The organism is uncultured Muribaculum sp., from assembly GCF_910583865.1.
In the GTDB taxonomy this organism is placed as follows: domain Bacteria; phylum Bacteroidota; class Bacteroidia; order Bacteroidales; family Muribaculaceae; genus Muribaculum.
In genome coordinates this window covers 44,042-65,001 of record NZ_CAJTYX010000016.1, presented here as the reverse complement: position 1 = coordinate 65,001, position 20,960 = coordinate 44,042, and the positions used below count along the sequence as shown (strand labels likewise).

The window sequence follows — 20,960 nt, the reverse complement described above, 5'->3', positions numbered from 1 at the left end:
CGGTCCTATTTTTCAATCGCCCTCTAAAGTTTAGCGGACAGTAATAATTTTTTATCGTCCTCCCCAGGTTCCGCTGCGCTACACCAAGTTAACCAGCCCCCGAGCCTCGGGCTCTCTCTGAGGGAAAATGCAGCCAAGAGAAACCTGGTAGATGCATTTCGTCCGATGTGTATGCATGGGGGTAAGGACATCCCGTGCGGGGATACATTGGTATAAAAATAAAGGCGCGTTGTCTCACGACAAGGCGCCTTTTTACATGTTGTAAAGTGTATACAGGGATGTGATTATGCGTAAATTTTCAAAAGATTTTACTTTATGTCAACAAAGATAATACATATTTCTTGTATTTCAAATTTTATTAACTGTAATTTGCCAAAATAATACAGAATATATTCATTTTTATGTATATGAAATCAAATAAAATGCTGCGATTTTTTGACGGGTTATCATATGTCGCATACCCATGCAATCGACATATCTGAAACATTCGCCTCCGGATTTGTTATTATGGAGGATATAAACAATGAAATATTATGAAACGACTTATTTTAGTAGCGGCTGTAGCCGCGGTGTTATCAGGTGTGTATGCTTGTGGCTCGTCGACCAAGAACGATACAGTTGACGGCGCTGCCATCAAGGCTAAGATAGAGAAATGTACCAATCCTGACAGTCTCAAGGTCTACGTAAAGCAGGCACGGGACTATGCGCGCAAGCTTAAGGAGAAGGGCGACAGCAGTGCTGCAGCCGCCTTTGTCAACGAGGTGGCTCCTGTGATCAAGGAGAAAGGCGGCGATGCCTCCGCCGAAATCCGTGCGCTTGCCGAGCAGGCTGATTATACCACGGTGATAGCAGCCGATTCGGCCAAGACAACCATGGAGAATGCCGCCGATTCGGTTAAAAAGGTCGCCACCTCGGCCTATAATTCGGCAAAGGATGCTGTCTCCGACAAGGCTTCGGAGGTAAAGGATGCAGCCGTCGACAAGTATAACTCGGCAAAGGACGCCACCGCCAAGGCTGTCGACGATGCCAAGGCAAAAGCTGCCGAGGCCCTTCAGTCGGGAGCCGACAAGTTGAAGAAATAAGGATGATGTATATATTCTTTACCATCCTTCAAGGATATAAATTTTAAACGCCCTCTTGAAGGTTCTGGAATTGCGATGAGAGCACGGAAGCCGGGCGGATGACGTAACCCCCGCCATCCGCCCGGTCTCCGTGCTCTCAGTGTGTTCTGTGCGATGATTTTTGGGGCGTATGCTTATTTGCGGCCGAGCAGGTGCTTGAATGCCTGCTTGCGACGTTGCAGGGCTATATATTGAGCCTGTGCCTCCGCTGCCTCGTCGCATACGGTTTTCATCTCCTCTTTCGCCGACATGGCGTATAGGGCGGCAAGGCGCAATGTCTGCGCCGTGTCGAGATTGATGGAGCGGAACATCGACATCAGTTTCTTGCGCGAGCGGACACCGAATTCCATGCGGTTGAGGTCGATGTAGTGGAATCGGTATGCGCCGTTTTCGTCGCGCGTGTATATCACGTTGCCGGGCGAAAAATCCTTGTGGAGCACTCCGGCGCGGTGCAGCCGCACGATGTCGGCCGCGAACGCCCTGAGCAACGCGTCGCTGTCGGGCTTCTGCTCCCAGTCGCGCATATTGTCGCCGGGGAGGTTCTCAGAGATGTAGTAGCTCTGGCGCAGGCGTCCGTCGACGCGCACTTCGCCGTAGGCTATCGGGGTGGGGGTGTGGAATCCGAGTTCCTGTAGCTTTTTTGCATTCTGGTAGGAGCGCATGGCCTTGCCTTTGCGCAGGTGGGTGTACACAAGCGAGTTCAATGTGTTGGGAATCCTGAACGATTTTATGACCAGGTCCACGCCTTCTATGTTGAGGCGGTACACTATGTTGCGGGCCTTGTAGATTACTTCGGCTTCGGAAGGCACTCCATGGCGGATTATCTTTTCTATCTGCGGTCTTATCTTGGTGAAACGGGCGCTTACGTGGATGTTGTAGGTGGGCATGACGGAAGAGTTAAGGGTATGGATATTTATCTGATTGATTGGTACACGGAAAGTATTCTGCCGAGGAAAGCCTGATAGGAGAGGGTGCGGTCGAACGTGGTGGCTCCGGCGGTAGCGATTCTTCTGCGTGCGGTCTCGTCGGTGAGGAGAGTGCGCAGCGCTGATGCAAGGGACTCGGGGTCGGATGGGGGCACGAGCAGCGAGTCGGTGCCCGATGTGAGATATTCAGGTTGCGCGCCGTTGTCGGTGGTGACTACCGGTACGCCGTGGGCCATGTAGTCGAGCACGGCAAGGCCGAAAGGCTCGCGCCATGTAGATGGCACCACGCCTATCGTGGCCGAAGGTATGATGGCGTGTATGTCATCGCGGAATCCGAGCCATTCCACGCGGTCGGCTATGCCGAGGCGCACGGCCTGCTGCTTGAGCGGCCCTACATGCTGCGCTTTTCCTTCGCCGGCTATGCGCAGATGCCAGGGCAGGTCGGTGAGCGAGGCGAGCGCGTCGAGGAGCACGTCAAGGCCTTTCTCCGGCGAGATGCGTCCGTGGTGCATGATTACAGGGGCATCGATATGCGGAATATCGGATGGCACGGGCGCGCACGGAGGTACGACTATGCTGTTGTGCACCACATGCAACTTATCAGGAGCGACAGGTGGTGCGCTTTTGAGAAATTCGTCGCGCGCAAGCGCCGACACGAAGATTATTGCATCGAGCTTTGAGTAGAGTTCGCGGTAGATGGCTGACGTACGACCCACCTTCACGAGGTGGCGCGTCAGTACCACGCGTACCTTGTCATTGCCCGAGAGCGCGCGTGCGCGAGCGGCTACGATCGCGTCCTTGAAATTATGTACATGCACGATGACTTCCTCGCAGCGTCGCAACCTTGAGGCGATCCTGACTGCCGAGAGAAAATCGATTGCTCCACGCAACGGCATGCGGGCCACCGGTGGGAGACCGTTGGCGGTAAACTTGTCGACGACTTCGCTCACCGGTCGGGATATTATTTCTATGCGGTGGCCTTCGGAAGCCAAGGCGCGAGAAAGGTCGAGCACGTATTGCTCGCCGCCGCCCCAGGTGCCGTTGCTTACCAGGTGGATTATATGCATGGGTAGTGGATGGAAATTTCGAGGTATCTAATTTTTTCTTTTGCTGTATCGGCGGGGTAGGGTAGGGGAGAGATACCGTATGGCGAGTGCCGAGCGGGAGTATCTAAGACGGTAGTCAAAGATACGGATAAGCGAGGGCAGAGCCAAATTTATTTGAGGTATGCCGAGCGGTAGTATCTAAGATGGTAGTCAAAGATACGGATAAGCGAGGGCAGAGCCAAATTTATTTGAGGTATGCCGAGCGGTAGTATCTAAGATGGTAGTCAAAGATACGAATTATTTCGCGTCGAGAACTAAAAATCTCGGGAAAGTATACGGACAAAGTTGAAATAGTGAAATCTCAGCGAGATAATTGGTGTGTAAATTCGTGATTATCAATATGTTGTGCCTTGATTTTTGTCTCGGTATTTTTGTCGAAATAGGATTGCTCTGACAAATTCGGCATATTGTTTGGAATAATGTCTGAAAATGCTCGTAAATTTGTACGTATATGATATCCGAATAGTCAATTCTTGTAATAATATCCCCGGCATGGTACTCAACTATATCTGGATCGCTTTTTTCTTCGTCGCATTCATCGTGGCACTGGGCAGGACTCTCTTTTGTGGAGATTTTGGCATATGGAGTGAGATCATGAGTGCCTCGTTCTCGTCGGCCGCTACGGCTTTTGAAATCGCGCTCGGCCTGACCGGTGTGCTATCTCTCTGGATGGGATTGATGAAGATAGGGGAGAAGGCAGGTGTGATACAGATGTTCGGCCGCGTGATAAGTCCGCTCTTCACTCGGCTCTTTCCGGGCGTACCTAAGGATCATCCTGCTATGGGATCGATATTCATGAACGTGTCGGCCAACATGCTCGGGCTTGACAATGCTGCAACCCCCCTTGGGCTTAAAGCGATGCAGGAGTTGCAGGAACTTAATCCGGAGAAGAAGCGCGCCACCGATGCGATGCTCATGTTTCTTGTTCTTAATGCCTCGGGCTTGTGCTTCATACCGATCGGCATAATGATGTATAGGGCGCAGGCCGGAGCCGCCAATCCGACCGATGTGTTCCTGCCGATACTTCTGGCCACGTTTATAGCCACTATGGTCGGCATAATCGCGATGTGCCTCAAGCAGGGAATACGGCTGTGGGATCGTGTGCTGTTGTCGTGGCTTGGCGGACTGGCATTGCTCGTCGGCGGAATAGTGTGGTTCTTCTCGACGCTTCCTCGCGAGGAAGTGGAGCTGTATTCCGGATTTGTGGCCAACGTGCTGCTGTTCGGTGTGATTGTGCTGTTTCTTGTGTGCGGTATGCGCAGGAGACTGAATATGTATGATGCGTTTATCGAGGGAGCGAAAGAAGGGTTCAGGACTGCGGTCATGATTATCCCTTACCTTGTGGCGATACTTGTGGCGATAGGGATGTTCCGTGCGTCAGGCGCGATGGATGTCATCACCGGTGCCATGACCTCGTGCGCCGACTTCATAGGTATGGATTCCGATTGGATAGGCGCTTTGCCCACGGCGCTTATGAAGCCTCTGAGCGGCAGCGGAAGCCGTGGTATGATGGTGGACCTAATGAGCACCTATGGTGCGGATTCGTTCGTAGCACGTGTCTCCGCAGCCATACAGGGAAGTACCGACACCACATTCTATATTCTTGCCGTTTATTTCGGAAGCGTCGGTGTGGTCAAGACCCGCTACGCTGTGCCATATGCTTTGTTGGCCGACTTTACCGGGTCTGTCGCAGGTGTGCTGGCTGCATATGTGTTCTTTCATTAATGTTCTTTTGGGCAGACTCCGGAATGCCGTTGGAAAAGGTATCTACGGTTTAATTTGCCGTTGCCGTTTTTGTGGATTTTTGCTATTTTTGCATGCTTACATCAATAGGAGGAGCATTCTCCGGGTTCTGAAGCAATGGAAAAATTCATATGGACTTCACAGCAGGCTGCGCTTCCTGCATTGGATTATGGCCGCGTCGAGCGTTGGATCGCCTCGGTGGCGGCTGCGCACGGCAAGGTTTTAGGTCCTCTTGCCTACATATTCTGCGACGACGAGTGCATACTGTCGGTAAACCGTCAGTTTCTGTCGCATGACTACTACACAGATATAATCACGTTTGACAACTCGCGTGGACGTATGGTAAGCGGCGACATGTTCATATCGCTTGACACCGTGAAAAGCAATGCCGAGGGGATCGGCGCGGAGTATGAGCAGGAACTTATGCGCGTCATAATACACGGCGTGCTGCATCTGTGCGGCATAAACGACAAGGGACCCGGCGAACGCGAGGTGATGGAGGCGCATGAGAATGCAGCCCTTGACATGTGGAGTGCGATGGATGAGTAAATAATCTAAGATTCACATATGAGATTTGACTATGATGTGATAGTGGTGGGGGCGGGACATGCCGGTTGCGAGGCTGCACATGCGGCTGCGACCATCGGCGTGCGCACGCTTCTGGTCACTATGGACATGAACAAGATAGCCCAGATGAGCTGCAATCCCGCCATCGGCGGTATTGCCAAGGGGCAGATCGTGCGCGAAATCGACGCACTCGGCGGAATGACAGGTATCGTCACCGACCGCACGGCTATACAGTTCCGTATGCTCAACCGCAGCAAAGGTCCGGCCATGTGGAGTCCGCGCGCACAGAGCGACCGAATGCGCTTCTCCATGGAGTGGCGCCGTGTGCTTGAAAACACGGAAAATCTGTATATGTGGCAGGACAACGTGACATCCCTGCTGATTGAGGAAGGCACGGTATTTGGCGTGCGTACCGCCCTCGGGGTGGAATTCCGCGCAAAGAGCGTGGTGATTACCGCCGGTACGTTTTTGAACGGCCTGATGCACGTGGGACGGGCGCAGGTTGCCGGCGGACGCGTGAGCGAGCCGTTGAGCAAGGGTATCACCGAGCAGCTTGTGGCGCTCGGATTCCGTGCCGACCGAATGAAAACCGGTACTCCTGTCCGGATTGACGCACGTTCGGTGCACTTCGATCTGACAACGCCGCAGGGTGGCGACGGGGATTTCCATAAATTCAGTTATCTTCCCGATGTGAAACGGGAGTTGCGTCAACGCGACTGCTATATCACATACACCAATTCCGCCACACATGATGTGCTGCGTCGCGGACTGCCCGATTCTCCGCTCTACAACGGCCAGATAAAAAGCATAGGCCCGCGTTACTGCCCGAGCATCGAGACCAAGATTGTGACCTTTGCCGACAAGACCGAGCACCAGCTTTTCCTTGAGCCGGAAGGTGAGGATACTCAGGAGTTCTACCTTAACGGCTTCAGTTCGTCGCTTCCGCTCGACATACAGGTGGAGGCCCTACACACAATACCGGCGCTTGCCGACGTTCAGATATACCGTCCGGGCTATGCCATAGAATATGATTTCTTCGACCCGACGCAACTCCGCCACACGTTGGAGACGAAGCTCGTGGAGGGTCTATTCTTTGCCGGGCAGGTCAATGGTACAACAGGCTACGAGGAGGCGGCAGGACAAGGTCTTGTTGCCGGCGTGAATGCCGCCAACCGCGTGCTCGGACGTGGGCCTTTCACTCTTGCCCGTGATGAAGCATATATCGGTGTGCTGATCGACGACCTTGTGACTAAAGGTGTCGACGAGCCTTACCGAATGTTTACATCGCGCGCCGAATACCGCATACTGTTGCGACAGGACGATGCAGACATGCGCTTGACCCAACTTGGTTACTCTGTCGGACTGGCTTCGGAGGAACGTTATCGCCTCATGTTGTCGAAAAGGGAACAGCGCGACATGCTCATCGAATTTGCCGCCACTTGCACTGTGCGTCCTGCTGATATAAACGCATACCTGGAGAGCATCGGTGCATCGCCGTTGCGTCAAGGTGTGAAGCTGCGTGATCTGATCACACGTCCGGCCCTCGACATCGCCATGCTCGCCGATGTGTTTCCACCGCTCCGTTTCAAAATCGAAGAGATCGAGGCAGGGCGTCGCAAGGAGATTGTTGAGGCTGCGGAGATCTTGATAAAATACCAAGGTTATATCGACCGCGAGCGTCTCACCGCTGACAAGCTCCGTAGGCTTGAGGACCTGAAGCTCGGCGATAGGTTCGATTATTCCTCCATCAAGGCCATATCGACCGAGGCCAGGCAGAAGCTCTCCCGAATACGTCCGGAGACTGTTGCCCAGGCCTCACGCATACCTGGCATCTCTCCGGCTGACATAAGCATACTGCTGTTGATGCTCGGCAGATGAATGTTTCACGTGGAACAGATATAAGTAAATATAATACACCATTTTAAACACTACAGACGATGGAATACGTTCGCCAGAAAATACGCGATGTGTACGATTTCCCGAAGCCCGGGATTATTTTCCGAGACCTGACAACAATGTTCAAAGATCCGCGCGCGATGCATATCGTGGGTTGGGACCTCGCCCAACTTTATCGCGACAAGGGTGTTACTAAGGTAGTGGGCATAGAGTCGCGCGGCTTTATCGGCGGCGCGATCATGGCTTACGAGATCGGTGCTGGATTCGTGCCTGCACGCAAGCCCGGAAAGCTCCCTGCCGATACTGTGCGTGCCGACTTTGAAAAGGAATATGGCACTGATACAATCGAGATACACCGCGACGCTATCACTCCCGACGACGTGGTGGTGATACACGATGACCTGCTGGCCACGGGTGGTACGATGGCCGCATGCTACGAACTGGTAAAGTCGATGAACCCTAAGAAGGTCTATATCAACTTTATCGTTGAGTTGAGCGACCTTCACGGACGCGACAATCTCCCGGCTGATGCCGAGGTGACTTCGCTCATCGTATATTGACATCGTCGGTCCGTCTGGACAAAATAAACAGCGACGTGACATGATTTGCCATGTCGCCGAATAATCCGTATAAGATTTGGCAAAACACGACAAATCAGAAGAACTGAAGGAGAAGATCTCCATTCTGCCCGATACTCCCGGCTGCTATCTTTACTATGATGCAGCCGGGACGGTGATTTATGTAGGTAAGGCGAAGAATCTGAAACGGCGTGTGTCGTCATACTTTAACCGTACTCACGACAGTATTCGTACCAACATGCTCGTGCGCAATATCGCAGACATGAAGTATATCGTCGTGCCTACAGAGGAGGACGCCTTGAATCTGGAGAACTCGCTGATCAAGGAGTACAAGCCCCACTACAATGTGCTGCTTAAGGATGATAAGTCCTATCCATGGATTGTGGTCACGAAGGAACATTACCCTCGGGTGTTTCTCACGCGCACCCGGCTCAAGGACGGCTCGAAATATTTCGGACCGTACGCTAATACCGGTGTGGCGAAGGCTGTGCTCAACCTTATCCGCGAGCTTTATCCGGTGCGCACGTGTCGTCATGCCATCACCCCTGCCTATATAGCAAAAGGGAAAGGGCGGCTCTGCCTGGAGTACCATCTCAAGAATTGTATGGGATGCTGCACGGGGCGGATCGGTGAGGCTGAATACGGGGAGATGATTGACCATGTGAAGCAGATATTGCGCGGCGACACCCAGGAACTTCTCGACTATCTGCGCGGTGAGATGGAGCGCTTGAGCGAGGAATTGCGCTTCGAGGAGGCGCAGGCGGTGAAGGAGAAATACCTGCTTATAGACCGATATCGTTCGCGTAGCGTGATAGTGAGCCAGACCCTCGACGATGTGGATGTGTTCGGTGTTGACGACGATACGGACCAGGTATATATAAATTACATGCATGTGCGGCGCGGCGCCATAGTGCGCAGTGTCACTCTCGAATACAAGCGCCGTCTCGACGAGACCGTGGCGCAGCTGCTCGACTATGCCATAGCCGAGGTGGCCGAAAGGTTCGAGATAAAGTATGATGAGATAATTGTGCCGGAAATGCCGGAGACGCCCGTGGCCGGAGCAGTGTTTACCGTGCCTAAGCGTGGTGACAAGATGAAACTTCTCGATGTGTCGGTCCGCAATGCACGGCAGAACAAGGTGGATGCGCTCAAGATGATGGAGAAGCATGCTCCGGAGAAGCGCGTGGAGCGCACGTTGGAGCGTATGAAGCAGGATTTCCGGCTTTCGGAACTGCCGCGCCACATAGAGTGTTTCGACAATTCCAATATCCAGGGCACGAATCCCGTGGCGTCGTGCGTGGTGTTCCGCAATGCCAAGCCTGCCAAGCGCGACTACCGTCATTTCAACATAAAGACTGTTGTCGGACCGGACGATTTCGCATCGATGAAGGAGGTGCTTACGCGTCGCTACACACGCCTTATGGAAGAGGGCGAGGAGTTGCCGCAGCTGATAGTGGTGGATGGAGGAAAGGGGCAGCTGAGTGCCGCCGTGGAGGCCCTTGACGACATGGGGCTGCGCGGCACGATCGCGGTAGTAGGCATCGCGAAGCGTCTTGAGGAGATATATTTCCCGGGCGACAGCGTACCGCTATATATCGACAAGAATAGCGAATCGCTTCGCATCGTGCAGCAACTTCGCGACGAGGCTCATCGGTTTGGCATCACGCATCATCGCAACCGTCGAAGCAAGGGGCAGACAGTCAGTGAATTAGATGGCATAAAGGGTGTTGGTGAAAAGAGCAAAGAGGCTCTGTTACAGCATTTTAAGAGTGTAAAGCGCCTCAAAGAGGCATCGATTGATTCGATTGCCGACATAGTCGGCCCTTCGAGAGCCTCGATAGTCTTTCAGGCGCTGCATGCCGAAAGTGTGTCCGACTGATGCGGCTGTCTGAACCGAGCCGTACAAGTCCGGTAAGTCTGACAAGTCCGACCTGTCAGACCGGTCGGACTCATCGAAGTAATGGTTTATGCTGACCAAAACGGCGGTGTGTCGATTTTCGACACACCGCCGTTTTGGTCAGGACGCGTCTTTGTGCAAGGATGTGTCACTTAATGATAGCGGTGACCACCTTGTCGGCGTAGATGCCGTGGAGGAGCTTTTTGAGGGCATTACGGCGCATTGTCCCGCTCTTTACCACCAGCAGGAATGTCGCGCCGTCGGCATTGAATGCATCGACATATGCGCCCGGATGCTCGCAGTCGGGAATCATGACAAAGTTGCATGCCCCGGGCTTGAGTTGCGAGAGGAAACGCTGTGTCAGCATTGCGTCGTTGTCCGGCAGATGGTTGACGAGGTTGGTTGCGCGGCCGATATTTTCGAGACTTTCTAAGAGTTCGCCCACGATGTCATTGCCCTCGCCGTCGGCGAGATTGCATACATAGATTGTGGTATCCTCGGGTGTTGCAAGTAGTTTTGTGCGTAGCGCGGCTATCGACGGGGCGTCGGTTCCTACGACTGAGGCGCGCGGTTCTATGTGCATCGATGCCAGGTCGGATGTGTCCTCGATACGGTTGCGCCACAGCACGAGGAATATCGCCAGCAGAGTCGGCAGCAGCAGACTCATGAACAGCGCGGCAAGGATGATGATGATAGTCTTTATGTTGCTCACCTTTTCGGGGGAATGGGGCGGGTCGATCACGAATCCGAGGGTCGAGGTGGACGCAACCTGGAGGGCGGCGTTCTCGCGTTTCTGGAGAAGGAACATGTAAAGCTCGTTCTTCATTGTGCGGTCGCGCATGAGGTTGATATACTCGCGTTCATATGACGGCATCTTGTTTAGGCGCGACTGTGCGGTGCCCACCAGGCCGGTCATGGTTTCGAGCTGCATGGCACTTTCGGCAAGCATTCCGTCAACGTTCTTGAGTATTGACGCACGCAGATCGGCGATTTGGTCATTAAGTGCGGTGAGCTGCGGGTTGCCCTCTTTGGCCGAGCGCACGAGATTCTTGCGTGCGAGCAGCAGTTCGTTGTATTTTGCTATCATCGGGTTGCCCAGGCTTTCGACCACGGGAATCAGTTCATAGGCCGATGCAGGGTTGTCGAGCGTTGATTTGACCGTACGGTAATACTCCTGCTTGGTGCGCTCAAGGGCTATGTCCTCGGCTTTCCCGACGGTGCTCTCCACAAGCATTCCGGCCTGCGAGTCCATCCCCATGAGGTTGTTCTCCGACTTGAATTTCTCGAGCTTCTCTTCCGATTCCGAAAGATCGCTGAAAAGGTCGGCGATACGTGCGTCGTAGAATTCCAGCTCGCTCGTGGCGTTTTCTGCACGTCGCTCGATGCGTCGGTTGTTGTACTGGGTTATGTATTCGCTGAGCACGGTGTTGCAATAAGCGTTGCTTGCTCCCGAGATAGTGACGTCGATCACGTCGGCGAGTTTGTCGACTACGTCGGTGCTGATTTCCTTTTCAAGTTTCTGTGCGGCAAGGTTCACACCCATGACGGCTATATCAAGCTTCATCTCTTCCCCTGCTGGCATTTTCATGTCGCCTGTTGAGAGAGTGACCGGACCGTAGGGGGTGTCAAGATTCACAGGCAGTGTGGCATCTTTAACCTCGTCGAGTGTGGTACGCCAGAAAAACGGGCCTTTCACGGCCTTTGCGTCTATACGTCCGTCGGGTTTAACTGTAACGCGCACGAGGATTGCTTTCGACAGCGTGTCGAGCACGCTCTGCGGCATCATGGCCTTTACCGGGGTCTTTGGAAACAGAAGATTCTTCTTCAGTCCGTCGCGTTCGATGTAGGTCGATGTCAGCCCGAGGGCCTTGACCGTGCGTACGGCCATGTCGTGTGCGCCGATAAGGTATATCTCATTGTTTACCGACGATGAGCCGAAGCCTCCTACCGAGAACATCTTCATCATTCCCAACAATCCTCCTCCCTTGCTTGCGCCGGAGGATGTGTCGGACGTGCTCTCTTCGATGAGCACGAGGGCCGATGATTCGCAGTGCTTCAGGGATCTTGCAAAATAAAATCCCGCCAGTCCCATTATGCCTGCGAAAACGAGGGCGTAGACCCACCACAGGCGCCGCATCTCGCGCAGATACCGCCTTATATCAAGCGAATTGTCACTGTTCTTTTCCATCATATAGTGATTCTTTTTGTTTTTTCATTTTTCTCAAGAGGTATAGTATTGTCCGTCGCCTGAGTGGACACATCTATTGCTTTGCGGCAAATAAGTCCGAGAATTATCATGGCCATGAATCCTGGCGCCGTAGAAAATCCGGTGCCTGTCGTGCACTCTATAAGAACGAAACATATCAACAACGTGCCGATTACGAAATAATTGCGGTAGAGTGCAGCATTAATATGGATAAATCTAAGTGTGATATTGTAGATGTACCTCCAGAAACAGATGAACAGTATGAGACCCACTACTCCGAATTGGGCAAGCGATGGATAATATGCATCACAGATGAATTCTGAATATGTCGGGGAAAGGCCCCATACCTTGTCCAGATTGTACTCGTAATAAAGTGTGGAATAGTGCACATCAGAGGCGTAGGTGGCAAAGGATGCCAGTCCGCTCCCGAATGGGAAATAATCTAAGAGTATTAAAAATCCGGTAAAATATAATGCGGGTCGTGCAAATGATGCGGCCATATTGGGATCAAACGTGTCGGAATTTCCCAGGATGAAGTAGTATGAGAATTTATGCCATATGGCCGCGATAAGTATTACTGACAGCAAGATTAATGTAGCTACATATCCGGGCTTTACCATCTTCAGCATACCCGGCCTATATAGAAAGATAAAGAATATTGTCAGAATGAATTCTCCGTAATATTTAGACCGGCCGCATGCCAGCCCGCAGCATAACCATATGACGGAAAATGCGAGATCCTTTCTTGAAATTTTGCCTTGAGCATCTATCGCTAATGCGAGATACAGTATCACAGCTAAGAATAGAGACATACCTGCAAATGCAGGATGTCCGGAAATCGTAGTCTGGACGCGATAACCTGCGAGCATTTCGATGCTTGATATGGTAGCGATTAATGCGGACAAATGTTTAAGCAGATTGCGATTGAGATTGTCCAACGATAAACCGCAATTAAGTATTACCGCAAATGCGACAAATGGTTTTGCCTCTATGAACGCATCCAGCAGAACAACTTTGGTTATATTGAAATTACGAAATAATAGCGTATAGGCCAGATAGAACCCCATGATTCCCATGATGCACCACAGAAGTTTGTACCGTTTCCATGCATTATTTATGAGGCAATCTCCAAATGTGATGGCCAAAAACGACACGAACATAACTTCGTCAATGTACCCTGTCCCCGGCATCGCACCTATTGGGAGCAATAGAAGGAGTACAGTAATGAGAAAGTTGTATATGTCGGATAGTCTAATCATTGAAATCTTGTCGTGGAAGAATCTATTGTTCTGGTCAAGGGTTCTTTGCGGTATGGGACGGCGAGCAATCGGTTTATCGGTGTAGGATGTTTTTCAAGGATATGATACAAGGCCAATGGGCACAGGAATCCCGTGCATATTATGGCGACATTGCAGAAGATGCTTAGTAAGGTGCTTTCTGTCGTTGCTATCCCGCTTTTATAAAGCAGATAGTATGCGACTCCCATGAATATGGTGTGGAAAAGATATATGAAAAACATGGATGATGAGGCAAGAACCACGAATGTCGGCACCGAGGATTGAATTGGTGCAGATACGGCTCGCGACACTTGCAATATGAGCAGTGTTCCGGCAAATGGCAGCACACATTGTGCTATTCCATTCATGATAGTATCCGGAAACATAATGTATGCGGAGATGCTTATTAAAAATATTGCTGAGGTCAATAACCTTTTTGACATCAAGTATTCAAATACTTTAGTTTGGTCGATTGCAATACATCCTAATACAAAATATAGCCCGTACCTCTTCAGGGAATCAAGACATATTATAGTCGGAAAGTCTACCGGAAGTATTGCCAGACCTGCAAAGAACAATAAAAGATATATTCTTGCGCGCTTTGTCCGGAAAAACGGTATTATGAGGAACATGATCCAAAGCACCCATAAGAACCATAAGAAATATCCGGCCTCGGCCTTATAAAATATGTGGAGATATGAATAGGTTGTCACGGGATTCACTGTCATAGTGTTGGCCGGGGTCAGAAGTTTTACCGTTATTAGTATTATCGAGACGACAAGATACGGCACCATCAGACGCAAAGTCTTATGCTTTACAAAACTTAGATAGGGGGTATCCTTCACATAGGTCGCATACACCAGTCCGCTTATAAACAAAAATAGCGGCATGTGGAAAGTGTATATGATGTATTTTACCGATTGGATTTCCGGAACAGGATTTATAAAATTAGTATGTCCGAAAATCACCAGCAAAATACCGATAATCTTGGCGATATCAAGGTAAAGTATCCGCGTTTTATTTGCCTTCATCCCGAGAGTAACCGAGGTGTTTATTTTATGGTCAGGGCTATTATGAGAGAGGCGATAACGGATGCCATGCTTACAATCGTTGATGTTACCGATAGCTTATACCCGTTATTCTGGTTGTACTTTGAGTTGTCTTGTTTAATATTGTTGGGCTCAACGTAAACTATATCATTCTGCTTCAGATAGAAATATGGAGATGAAAACAGATTTGTGTCATGTAGGTTGACACGCTGGTAGGAGCGTGTACCGTCATTTTGCTCGCGTATGATGATTATGTTGTCGCGTTTTCCATATTCGGTCAAATCTCCACACGCTGCAAGCGCATCTATTATGGAGAATTTTTCCGTGGTGACGTTTATTGTATGGGGGGATTGCACTTCTCCAAGCACATTGACTTTGAAGTTGAGGAGAGTTACCTTTACTTGCGGATCTTTTACCGTGCGACTCACACGTTCCCGTATAAAGGCAGCTAGTTCAGCGGTGGTCATTCCTTCCACATGTATAGTTCCCAATATCGGAAAATCTATGTTCCCTTCACGATTTACCATATAGGTCGGCAGGCGGCTCGACCCCGATGTGTTAGCTTTGGAAGCGATGGATTGAGTGGTTCCAGCCATTTCCTGTAGGTCGTTTCTGGAAATGGGATTGAACATGTTCTGGTTAAACTGTTTAGTAGCCTCTTGTATTTCAGATGTTACCGTTATGAGCAGTTCATCTTCCGGAACAATTTTTATTCCATAGTCGGCCACAGCAATCGTGCCTGCTGATGAGTCCTGGATATTGTCAAAGTATCCTAAGTCTTTTTGCGTGTGGCATGCCGTGGTGAGCAGACCGATGAGGATTAGAGGAAACAGTTTTCTGACCATATATAAATTATGTTGTACTAATACTATACAAACGAGGCGATATACGATTTATTGTTGGAATCGTGGAGTTGGAGCTTGAATTGGCTGATTATTGGTTTTTCCCTGATTGTTTTTTTGATAATGCAGCGACAAGTTGCTTGCAGGCCTCATTCTTGGTTATGAAAAGCTGTATGGACAAATATATGCTCAAAAAGAATATTGTGCCGAGGATGGCTTGTAGCCATATGTTTTCCGTAATCTGATTGATTATGATGATGGCTGTAATGCCTGGCAGGCACACGGTTAGGATGGAGAGTGCCTCTTTCCAGGGGAAGGATATTCCGGTAAGTCGAGATGTATATATCTGTGACAATATTACAAGGAATAATTCGCATGATGTCCATATTATTGCGGATCCGGTTGCGCCAAGGACCTTTACGATACAGAAATTTAGCACGATAGCCAGCACGGCTGTAAGGAGGCTGTTGCGTAAAATTAGTCGGTCGCGGTTGAGAGGGGTAAGGATCTGTACTACAAGAATCTGCTCATATCCGATAAGGAATATCAACGGCATGAGTATTTGCATCGGTAATATTGCCGGAGCATAGGCGTCCCCGGCGATCAAGGTCACTATTATCGGCGAGTATGTGATACCCAGAATGGTCAGAGGTATTGCCAATACTGTGAATGTGCTTATAGTGCGTTTTACATGATGTATGAATTCCTGTTCCTGCTTGTTTGCAAGCATAGCACTCATCCGCGGCATCAGGACGGATGTGAGGGCCGTAAATGTGCCAAGTATAATGGTAAAGACCTTTACTGATACCGCATAATATCCTACTTGGGTATCATTTGTTACAATTCCGAGAAATAATAGGTTGAATGTTGTGTACAAAGCTCCAAGAATAGTATAGCTTCCAAGATAGAGGAACGGCCGTATCCATTGTCTTATGGATATTGTATGGAAGCTGAATCTTGCGAATTTTCTGGTATGAATCAGGTTGATTATGGCATTGATGGCAAATGTGGCCGTTATCAGGATGAAATATATTACATAGTCATTTGGATTTTTTATGAAAAGGAATACTGCCACGATGTAGCATGTCTTGACTATGACTCCTCTTATGGTTATATAACGGAAATCCTCGATGCCTTTATAGAACCATTCGATTACAAGTACCTGGAATATTATGCATGGCACTCCGAATGCGACAAGCATTCGGTGCTCCCTTAGATTTGGTATAAGTATGCATGTCGTAATAAATCCGGCTACTCCTATGATTGTAGAAATAATTGATAGGGCAAGCAGGCTGCTGTAGATTTCTGATAGTTTGGTGTGATTATGACGCCACCGGGCAACTTCCCTGATTCCTAATGAATTTATCCCCATGGTGGCAAGAAGGGTGAAACATCCGACCGTACCGTTGACAAAACTTACTAATCCGAGACTTTCAGGCCCAAGTACGCGTGACACATAAGGAAAAACGACCAACGACATAAGATAGTTGGACGTGGTAAGAAAAAAACTGTAAAAAAAATTCCTTTTGAGTGTGGCCATGCGGTTTTTGCTTGCGCTGCTTGATTGACTGTTACAGTGGTTAATGGATTGGATTTAAGGCTTATATAATGATACGAGTTTTTTGAGGTGGTGTAGGTAGGCTTCTTTATCGCAATGTGGCTTGAGGGATTCGCCTAGTGGAACCTTGTTGATTTCCGATGGAACTCGCGCCATCATCTCTTGTATTGACGAGATCCATTTGGTGGGGTTGGTTCCGTCAACCAATGTGGCATTTGTCATATCGGGAGTTATATAAGCTCTTGTTGTCACTGTATCGGACGTTATTACCGGTTTTCCCAAGGCTGCGGCCTGGAATATCACAATCAGTCCTGCCGGAGCCTCCGTGTCGAGAGGCAGGCAGACTATGCGGGCCGCAGCCATCTCTTGGATAAAACTTTCATATGGTATGTCGTGCAGAGCACGTACATTCTGAGGAATTCGCTGGTTCAGCGAATTCAAGATATGATCCGGAAACACGATTGTAAAGGTCGTGTCAGGCATATTGCGTGCTATTTCGAGCATTGTATGCCAGTCGCGGCCATTGCGTCCTCCGCAAAACACCGTATTCGGCGAAGTGCCGTATGCGGCGCATGCCTCGGATAAGTTTTCATAAACATATAGGTCCGGTAGATGGTAGTAGTTGAAATCTCGCTTGAATTTTTTGTTGAGCCAGGTTCCATACTCTTTTGAGGTAACGGTCGCATGAAAATCCGGTGATGACAGTGCGCGCCGGTATATCCATGTGGCGATTCTGTTTTTTATGGTAGGCTTGTCCTTGAGGAGCAGGTTTATGGCTACAATTTTGCGTTTGCGTAAGGTAAGGTGCGAAAGCCACCAGCATAGTATTCCTTGTATGTCGAGATAGCAGATCAATAGATCAGATTTCTTTGTTCTGTTGACAGCATGCCATGCACCCGCCAGCCAAGTGATCGGTTTTCTCGATGAGGTCGGCGAGTTGAGCAGAATACTGCCTTTGGGGCGGGGATAATATGTGTCTCCCGGGGTATCTATTAGGAAATACTCCATACTCTATGCTTTAGGACGAGGAGAACCGATATGTGAATTAAAATACATGAAGAGGATGGATTATTTCCATCCTCTTCATGATAAAAATTGATTCGGATGGTGCCGCAGGTCAGTCGATTTTGTCGACCTCGAGGTCGCCGTTGAGGACTTCGTGCCAGGGGAGTCCCTGGGCGGCGATGACGGCGAGGAAGGGATCGGGATCGAACTCCTCGACATTGTGCACGCCAGGCATGTCCCATTGTCCGGTGAGGAACATCATGGCGCCGGCCATGGCGGGAACACCGGTTGTGTAGCTCACGGCCTGCATGCCGGTCTCGCGGTAGGCAGCTTCGTGGCTGCAGTTGTTGTATATGTAATATGTCAGCGGCTTGCCATTCTTGTCCTTGCCGGCTATGCGGCAGCCGATGGAGGTCTCGCCGTGGTAGTTCTCGCCGAGGTCCTGGGGATTGGGGAGGACTGCTTTCAGGAACTGGAGCGGGATGATCTTGGTGCCGTTGTAGTCCACTTCGTCGATGCGCGCCATGCCTATGTTCTGGATTACGCGCAGATGGGTCAGGTATTCCTGCCCGAACGTCATCCAGAAGCGTGCGCGCTTGATGGTGGGGAAATTGGCCACAAGGCTTTCAAGCTCCTCGTGGTAGAGCAGGTAGGAGTCGCGCGGGCCGATGTTGGGGTAGGTGAGCGGCGCGTGGATCTCAAGCGGTTTGGTCACCTTCCATTCGCCTTCCTGATAGTAGCGGCCGTTCTGCGTGATTTCGCGTATGTTGATTTCAGGGTTGAAGTTGGTGGCGAAAGCCTTTCCGTGGTCGCCGGCGTTGCAGTCGACGATGTCGAGATATTCCATCTCGGAGAAATAGTGCTTTGCGGCATAGGCCGTGAACACTCCCGACACTCCCGGATCAAATCCGCAGCCGAGTATTGCCGTCAGTCCGGCTTTCTCGAAGCGCTCGCGGTAGGCCCACTGCCATGAGTATTCGAAGTGGGCTACGTCCTTAGGCTCGTAGTTGGCCGTGTCGAGGTAGTTTACTCCACATTTCAGACATGCCTCCATGATGGCGAGATCCTGATAGGGGAGCGCAACGTTGATGACCAGGCGCGGCTTGTGGCGCTCGAAGAGGGCCACGATATCGTCCACGTCGTCGGCATCCACACGGTCGGTTGTGATATTTGGCGCGCCGATCTTTGCAGCGAGGGCGTCACACTTGCTCTTTGTGCGCGATGCGAGCACGATTTCAGTGAATACGTCGGGATTCTGTGCGCATTTGTAGGCTACGACGGTGCCTACGCCACCGCAGCCGATGATTACGACTTTTGACATCAGGTGTATCTAATTTTGTTGGATTTTCATTTCTTGCCGCCTTCATGCGCCTTGAGGAGGTCGCGGATTTCAGTGAGAAGCTGCTCTTCCTTGGTCGGTTCCGGTGCCGGAGCTGGTTCGGGAGCTGCTTCTTCGGCCTTCTTGGTGGCGTTCTTGAGCTTGTTCATCCAGCGTATGGCCATGAAGATGCAGAACGCTATGATGAGGAAGTCGACTATCGACTGCACGAATACACCCCATGTCAGCACCACTTCGGGATTGATTACCGTGCCGTCGGCTGCCGTCTCAGCTGCTTTCAGCAGTATCTTGTGGTCCTTGAAATTGACTCCGCCTGTGGCTATACCTACGAGCGGCATTATCACGTCATTGACGAGCGAGGTCACGATCTTGCCGAAAGCGCCGCCGACGATCACGCCGACAGCCATGTCAATGACATTGCCTTTCATGGCAAACTCCTTGAATTCTGTGAGAAACTTTCCCATATTGATTTTGTAAGGATGAAAAATTAGTGCAAAACTACGAAAATTAACGGAATAATCGTCCCCAAGGTTCAAAAAATGTCATGCGGCCGACAGAAGGCCGATGATTAAGGAAATTTTTCTTTTATTTTGGAAATATAGATTGTTGTGAATGAAAAATATTTATTACTTTTGCGGTGTGAAAGAGGTGGAAAGCTCCGCTTCTTTTGCAAAGGCAGATACAACAAGAACATAACCCAATAATTTATTGAATTACTATGACTAAAATCGGTATTAACGGCTTCGGCCGTATCGGACGTTTCGTGTTCCGTGCCTCTACCAAGCGTGACGACATCGAGGTTGTAGCCATCAACGACCTCCTTCCCGTTGATTACATGGCATACATGCTTAAGTATGACACCATGCACGGCAAGTTCGACGGTACAGTTGACTATGACATGGAGAAGAGCCTTCTCATCGTTAACGGCAAGGCTATCCGCGTTACCGCCTGCAAGAACCCCGCAGAAATCGCTTGGGGCGCAGTAGAGGCTGAGTACGTTGTTGAGTCTACCGGTCTTTTCCTTACCAAGGAGAAAGCTCAGGCCCACATCGAAGCCGGTGCCAAGTATGTAGTTATGTCGGCTCCTTCCAAGGACGACACCCCCATGTTCGTATGCGGCGTCAACCTCGACAAGTATGTCAAGGGCACACAGTTCGTTTCGAACGCTTCCTGCACCACCAACTGTCTCGCTCCTATCACCAAGGTTCTCCACGACAAGTTCGGCGTAAAGGAAGGCCTCATGACCACAGTTCACTCTACCACCGCTACCCAGAAAACTGTAGACGGTCCCTCCATGAAGGACTGGCGTGGTGGCCGTGCCGCTTCCGGCAACATCATCCCCTCTTCCACCGGAGCTGCAAAGGCTGTAGGTAAGGTTATCCCCGAACTCAACGGCAAGCTCACCGGCATGTCGATGCGTGTCCCCACCCTCGACGTTTCCGTTGTCGACCTCACCGTCAACCTTGAGAAGCCCGCTACCTACGACGAAATCTGCGCTGCCATGAAGGAAGCCAGCGAAGGCGAGCTGAAGGGTATCCTCGGCTACACTGAGGACGCGGTCGTTTCCAGCGACTTCCTCGGCGACACCCGCACTTCTATCTTCGACAAGGCTGCCGGTATCCAGCTGACCCCGACCTTCGTTAAGGTTATCTCCTGGTACGACAACGAGATCGGCTACTCCAACAAGGTGCTCGACCTCATTGCCCACATGAAGAAGGTAAACGGCTAATAAGCCCCCAATCATTTATAAAGCATCGGCTTCCGTCAGTCCTTACCGGGGTTGGCGGAAGCCTCTTTTTTGCGAACAAGCGGTTAGTCCGTATGCTTGGCTGCGCTGTAGATACTCACGC

Annotated in this window: 17 protein-coding genes; 7 read left to right on the top strand and 10 right to left on the bottom strand. The window is 50.6% G+C overall.

The annotated features are described in order from the left end of the window. Window positions 1-533: 533 nt before the first annotated feature. On the top strand, window positions 534-1,082 hold the full coding sequence (locus QZ303_RS05365; RefSeq protein WP_295730174.1) for a hypothetical protein: 549 nt from the start codon (window positions 534-536) through the stop codon (window positions 1,080-1,082). Between the two features lie 173 nt (window positions 1,083-1,255). On the opposite strand, the gene QZ303_RS05360 is transcribed toward QZ303_RS05365, so the two are convergent. Both QZ303_RS05360 and QZ303_RS05355 read right to left on the bottom strand, forming a co-directional pair. After that, window positions 1,256-2,008, bottom strand: coding sequence for a lipopolysaccharide kinase InaA family protein (locus QZ303_RS05360; protein WP_295730172.1), 753 nt, complete (start codon window positions 2,006-2,008; stop codon window positions 1,256-1,258). 26 nt (window positions 2,009-2,034) lie between these two features. Next, on the bottom strand, window positions 2,035-3,114 hold the full coding sequence (locus QZ303_RS05355; protein ID WP_295730171.1) for a glycosyltransferase family 4 protein: 1,080 nt from the start codon (window positions 3,112-3,114) through the stop codon (window positions 2,035-2,037). A gap of 531 nt (window positions 3,115-3,645) precedes the next feature. On the opposite strand from QZ303_RS05355, the gene QZ303_RS05350 reads away from it, so the two are divergent. The 5 genes from QZ303_RS05350 to uvrC all read left to right on the top strand — a co-directional run bounded on the left by QZ303_RS05350 (window position 3,646) and on the right by uvrC (window position 9,816). Continuing rightward, window positions 3,646-4,878, top strand: a complete 1,233-nt coding sequence (locus tag QZ303_RS05350; protein WP_295730168.1) for a nucleoside recognition domain-containing protein — start codon at window positions 3,646-3,648, stop codon at window positions 4,876-4,878. 135 nt (window positions 4,879-5,013) lie between these two features. Next, the gene (ybeY, locus tag QZ303_RS05345; protein ID WP_295730166.1) at window positions 5,014-5,445 is read left to right on the top strand and encodes an rRNA maturation RNase YbeY; all 432 of its coding nucleotides are present in this window, start codon (window positions 5,014-5,016) and stop codon (window positions 5,443-5,445) included. 18 nt (window positions 5,446-5,463) lie between these two features. Continuing rightward, window positions 5,464-7,341: a tRNA uridine-5-carboxymethylaminomethyl(34) synthesis enzyme MnmG gene (mnmG, locus tag QZ303_RS05340; RefSeq protein ID WP_295730164.1), complete on the top strand. Its 1,878-nt coding sequence runs from the start codon at window positions 5,464-5,466 to the stop codon at window positions 7,339-7,341. A gap of 59 nt (window positions 7,342-7,400) precedes the next feature. Further along, window positions 7,401-7,919 (top strand): adenine phosphoribosyltransferase, encoded by a 519-nt coding sequence (locus QZ303_RS05335; protein ID WP_295730161.1) that lies wholly within the window; start codon window positions 7,401-7,403, stop codon window positions 7,917-7,919. Between the two features lie 76 nt (window positions 7,920-7,995). Next, window positions 7,996-9,816 carry an excinuclease ABC subunit UvrC gene (uvrC, locus tag QZ303_RS05330; protein ID WP_295730159.1) on the top strand — a complete coding sequence of 607 codons (1,821 nt, stop codon included), beginning with the start codon at window positions 7,996-7,998 and terminating at the stop codon, window positions 9,814-9,816. A gap of 166 nt (window positions 9,817-9,982) precedes the next feature. On the opposite strand, the gene QZ303_RS05325 is transcribed toward uvrC, so the two are convergent. The 8 genes from QZ303_RS05325 to mscL all read right to left on the bottom strand — a co-directional run bounded on the left by QZ303_RS05325 (window position 9,983) and on the right by mscL (window position 19,574). Next, window positions 9,983-12,025, bottom strand: coding sequence for a GNVR domain-containing protein (locus QZ303_RS05325; protein ID WP_295730156.1), 2,043 nt, complete (start codon window positions 12,023-12,025; stop codon window positions 9,983-9,985). Beyond that, window positions 12,022-13,299, bottom strand: a complete 1,278-nt coding sequence (locus QZ303_RS05320) for a hypothetical protein (RefSeq protein ID WP_295730153.1) — start codon at window positions 13,297-13,299, stop codon at window positions 12,022-12,024. The genes QZ303_RS05325 and QZ303_RS05320 overlap by 4 nt, the downstream gene beginning before the upstream one ends. Further along, entirely contained in the window at window positions 13,296-14,348 is a 1,053-nt protein-coding gene (locus QZ303_RS05315; protein ID WP_295730151.1) for an acyltransferase family protein, read from the bottom strand. Before QZ303_RS05315 ends, QZ303_RS05320 begins: the two co-directional genes overlap by 4 nt. Before the next feature lie 20 nt (window positions 14,349-14,368). After that, a complete protein-coding gene (locus QZ303_RS05310) occupies window positions 14,369-15,211 on the bottom strand; it encodes a polysaccharide biosynthesis/export family protein (protein ID WP_295730149.1) in 843 nt (280 codons plus the stop codon). An 88-nt stretch (window positions 15,212-15,299) separates the two neighbouring features. Beyond that, the gene (locus QZ303_RS05305; protein ID WP_295730146.1) at window positions 15,300-16,748 is read right to left on the bottom strand and encodes a flippase; all 1,449 of its coding nucleotides are present in this window, start codon (window positions 16,746-16,748) and stop codon (window positions 15,300-15,302) included. A 54-nt stretch (window positions 16,749-16,802) separates the two neighbouring features. Next, window positions 16,803-17,774, bottom strand: a complete 972-nt coding sequence (locus tag QZ303_RS05300; protein WP_295730145.1) for a glycosyltransferase family 4 protein — start codon at window positions 17,772-17,774, stop codon at window positions 16,803-16,805. A gap of 109 nt (window positions 17,775-17,883) precedes the next feature. Then, a complete protein-coding gene (locus tag QZ303_RS05295) occupies window positions 17,884-19,092 on the bottom strand; it encodes a saccharopine dehydrogenase family protein (RefSeq protein WP_295730142.1) in 1,209 nt (402 codons plus the stop codon). Window positions 19,093-19,118: 26 nt separating this feature from the next. Then, window positions 19,119-19,574, bottom strand: coding sequence for a large-conductance mechanosensitive channel protein MscL (gene mscL / locus QZ303_RS05290; RefSeq protein ID WP_295730139.1), 456 nt, complete (start codon window positions 19,572-19,574; stop codon window positions 19,119-19,121). Between the two features lie 254 nt (window positions 19,575-19,828). Here mscL and gap point away from each other — a divergent pair, with 254 nt between their 5' ends. Then, the gene (gene gap / locus QZ303_RS05285) at window positions 19,829-20,839 is read left to right on the top strand and encodes a type I glyceraldehyde-3-phosphate dehydrogenase (protein WP_295730136.1); all 1,011 of its coding nucleotides are present in this window, start codon (window positions 19,829-19,831) and stop codon (window positions 20,837-20,839) included. Window positions 20,840-20,960 lie beyond the last annotated feature (121 nt).

Coding starts and splice junctions, on each gene's coding strand:
- mnmG (WP_295730164.1), top strand. CDS start 5,464: ATGAGATTTGACTATGATGTGATAGTGGTGGGGGCGGGACATGCCGGT.
- QZ303_RS05300 (WP_295730145.1), bottom strand. CDS start 17,774: ATGGAGTATTTCCTAATAGATACCCCGGGAGACACATATTATCCCCGC.
- mscL (WP_295730139.1), bottom strand. CDS start 19,574: ATGGGAAAGTTTCTCACAGAATTCAAGGAGTTTGCCATGAAAGGCAAT.
- QZ303_RS05325 (WP_295730156.1), bottom strand. CDS start 12,025: ATGATGGAAAAGAACAGTGACAATTCGCTTGATATAAGGCGGTATCTG.
- QZ303_RS05365 (WP_295730174.1), top strand. CDS start 534: ATGAAACGACTTATTTTAGTAGCGGCTGTAGCCGCGGTGTTATCAGGT.
- QZ303_RS05305 (WP_295730146.1), bottom strand. CDS start 16,748: ATGGCCACACTCAAAAGGAATTTTTTTTACAGTTTTTTTCTTACCACG.
- QZ303_RS05360 (WP_295730172.1), bottom strand. CDS start 2,008: ATGCCCACCTACAACATCCACGTAAGCGCCCGTTTCACCAAGATAAGA.
- QZ303_RS05320 (WP_295730153.1), bottom strand. CDS start 13,299: ATGATTAGACTATCCGACATATACAACTTTCTCATTACTGTACTCCTT.
- QZ303_RS05355 (WP_295730171.1), bottom strand. CDS start 3,114: ATGCATATAATCCACCTGGTAAGCAACGGCACCTGGGGCGGCGGCGAG.
- QZ303_RS05310 (WP_295730149.1), bottom strand. CDS start 15,211: ATGGTCAGAAAACTGTTTCCTCTAATCCTCATCGGTCTGCTCACCACG.
- QZ303_RS05350 (WP_295730168.1), top strand. CDS start 3,646: ATGGTACTCAACTATATCTGGATCGCTTTTTTCTTCGTCGCATTCATC.
- ybeY (WP_295730166.1), top strand. CDS start 5,014: ATGGAAAAATTCATATGGACTTCACAGCAGGCTGCGCTTCCTGCATTG.
- QZ303_RS05315 (WP_295730151.1), bottom strand. CDS start 14,348: ATGAAGGCAAATAAAACGCGGATACTTTACCTTGATATCGCCAAGATT.
- gap (WP_295730136.1), top strand. CDS start 19,829: ATGACTAAAATCGGTATTAACGGCTTCGGCCGTATCGGACGTTTCGTG.
- QZ303_RS05295 (WP_295730142.1), bottom strand. CDS start 19,092: ATGTCAAAAGTCGTAATCATCGGCTGCGGTGGCGTAGGCACCGTCGTA.
- QZ303_RS05335 (WP_295730161.1), top strand. CDS start 7,401: ATGGAATACGTTCGCCAGAAAATACGCGATGTGTACGATTTCCCGAAG.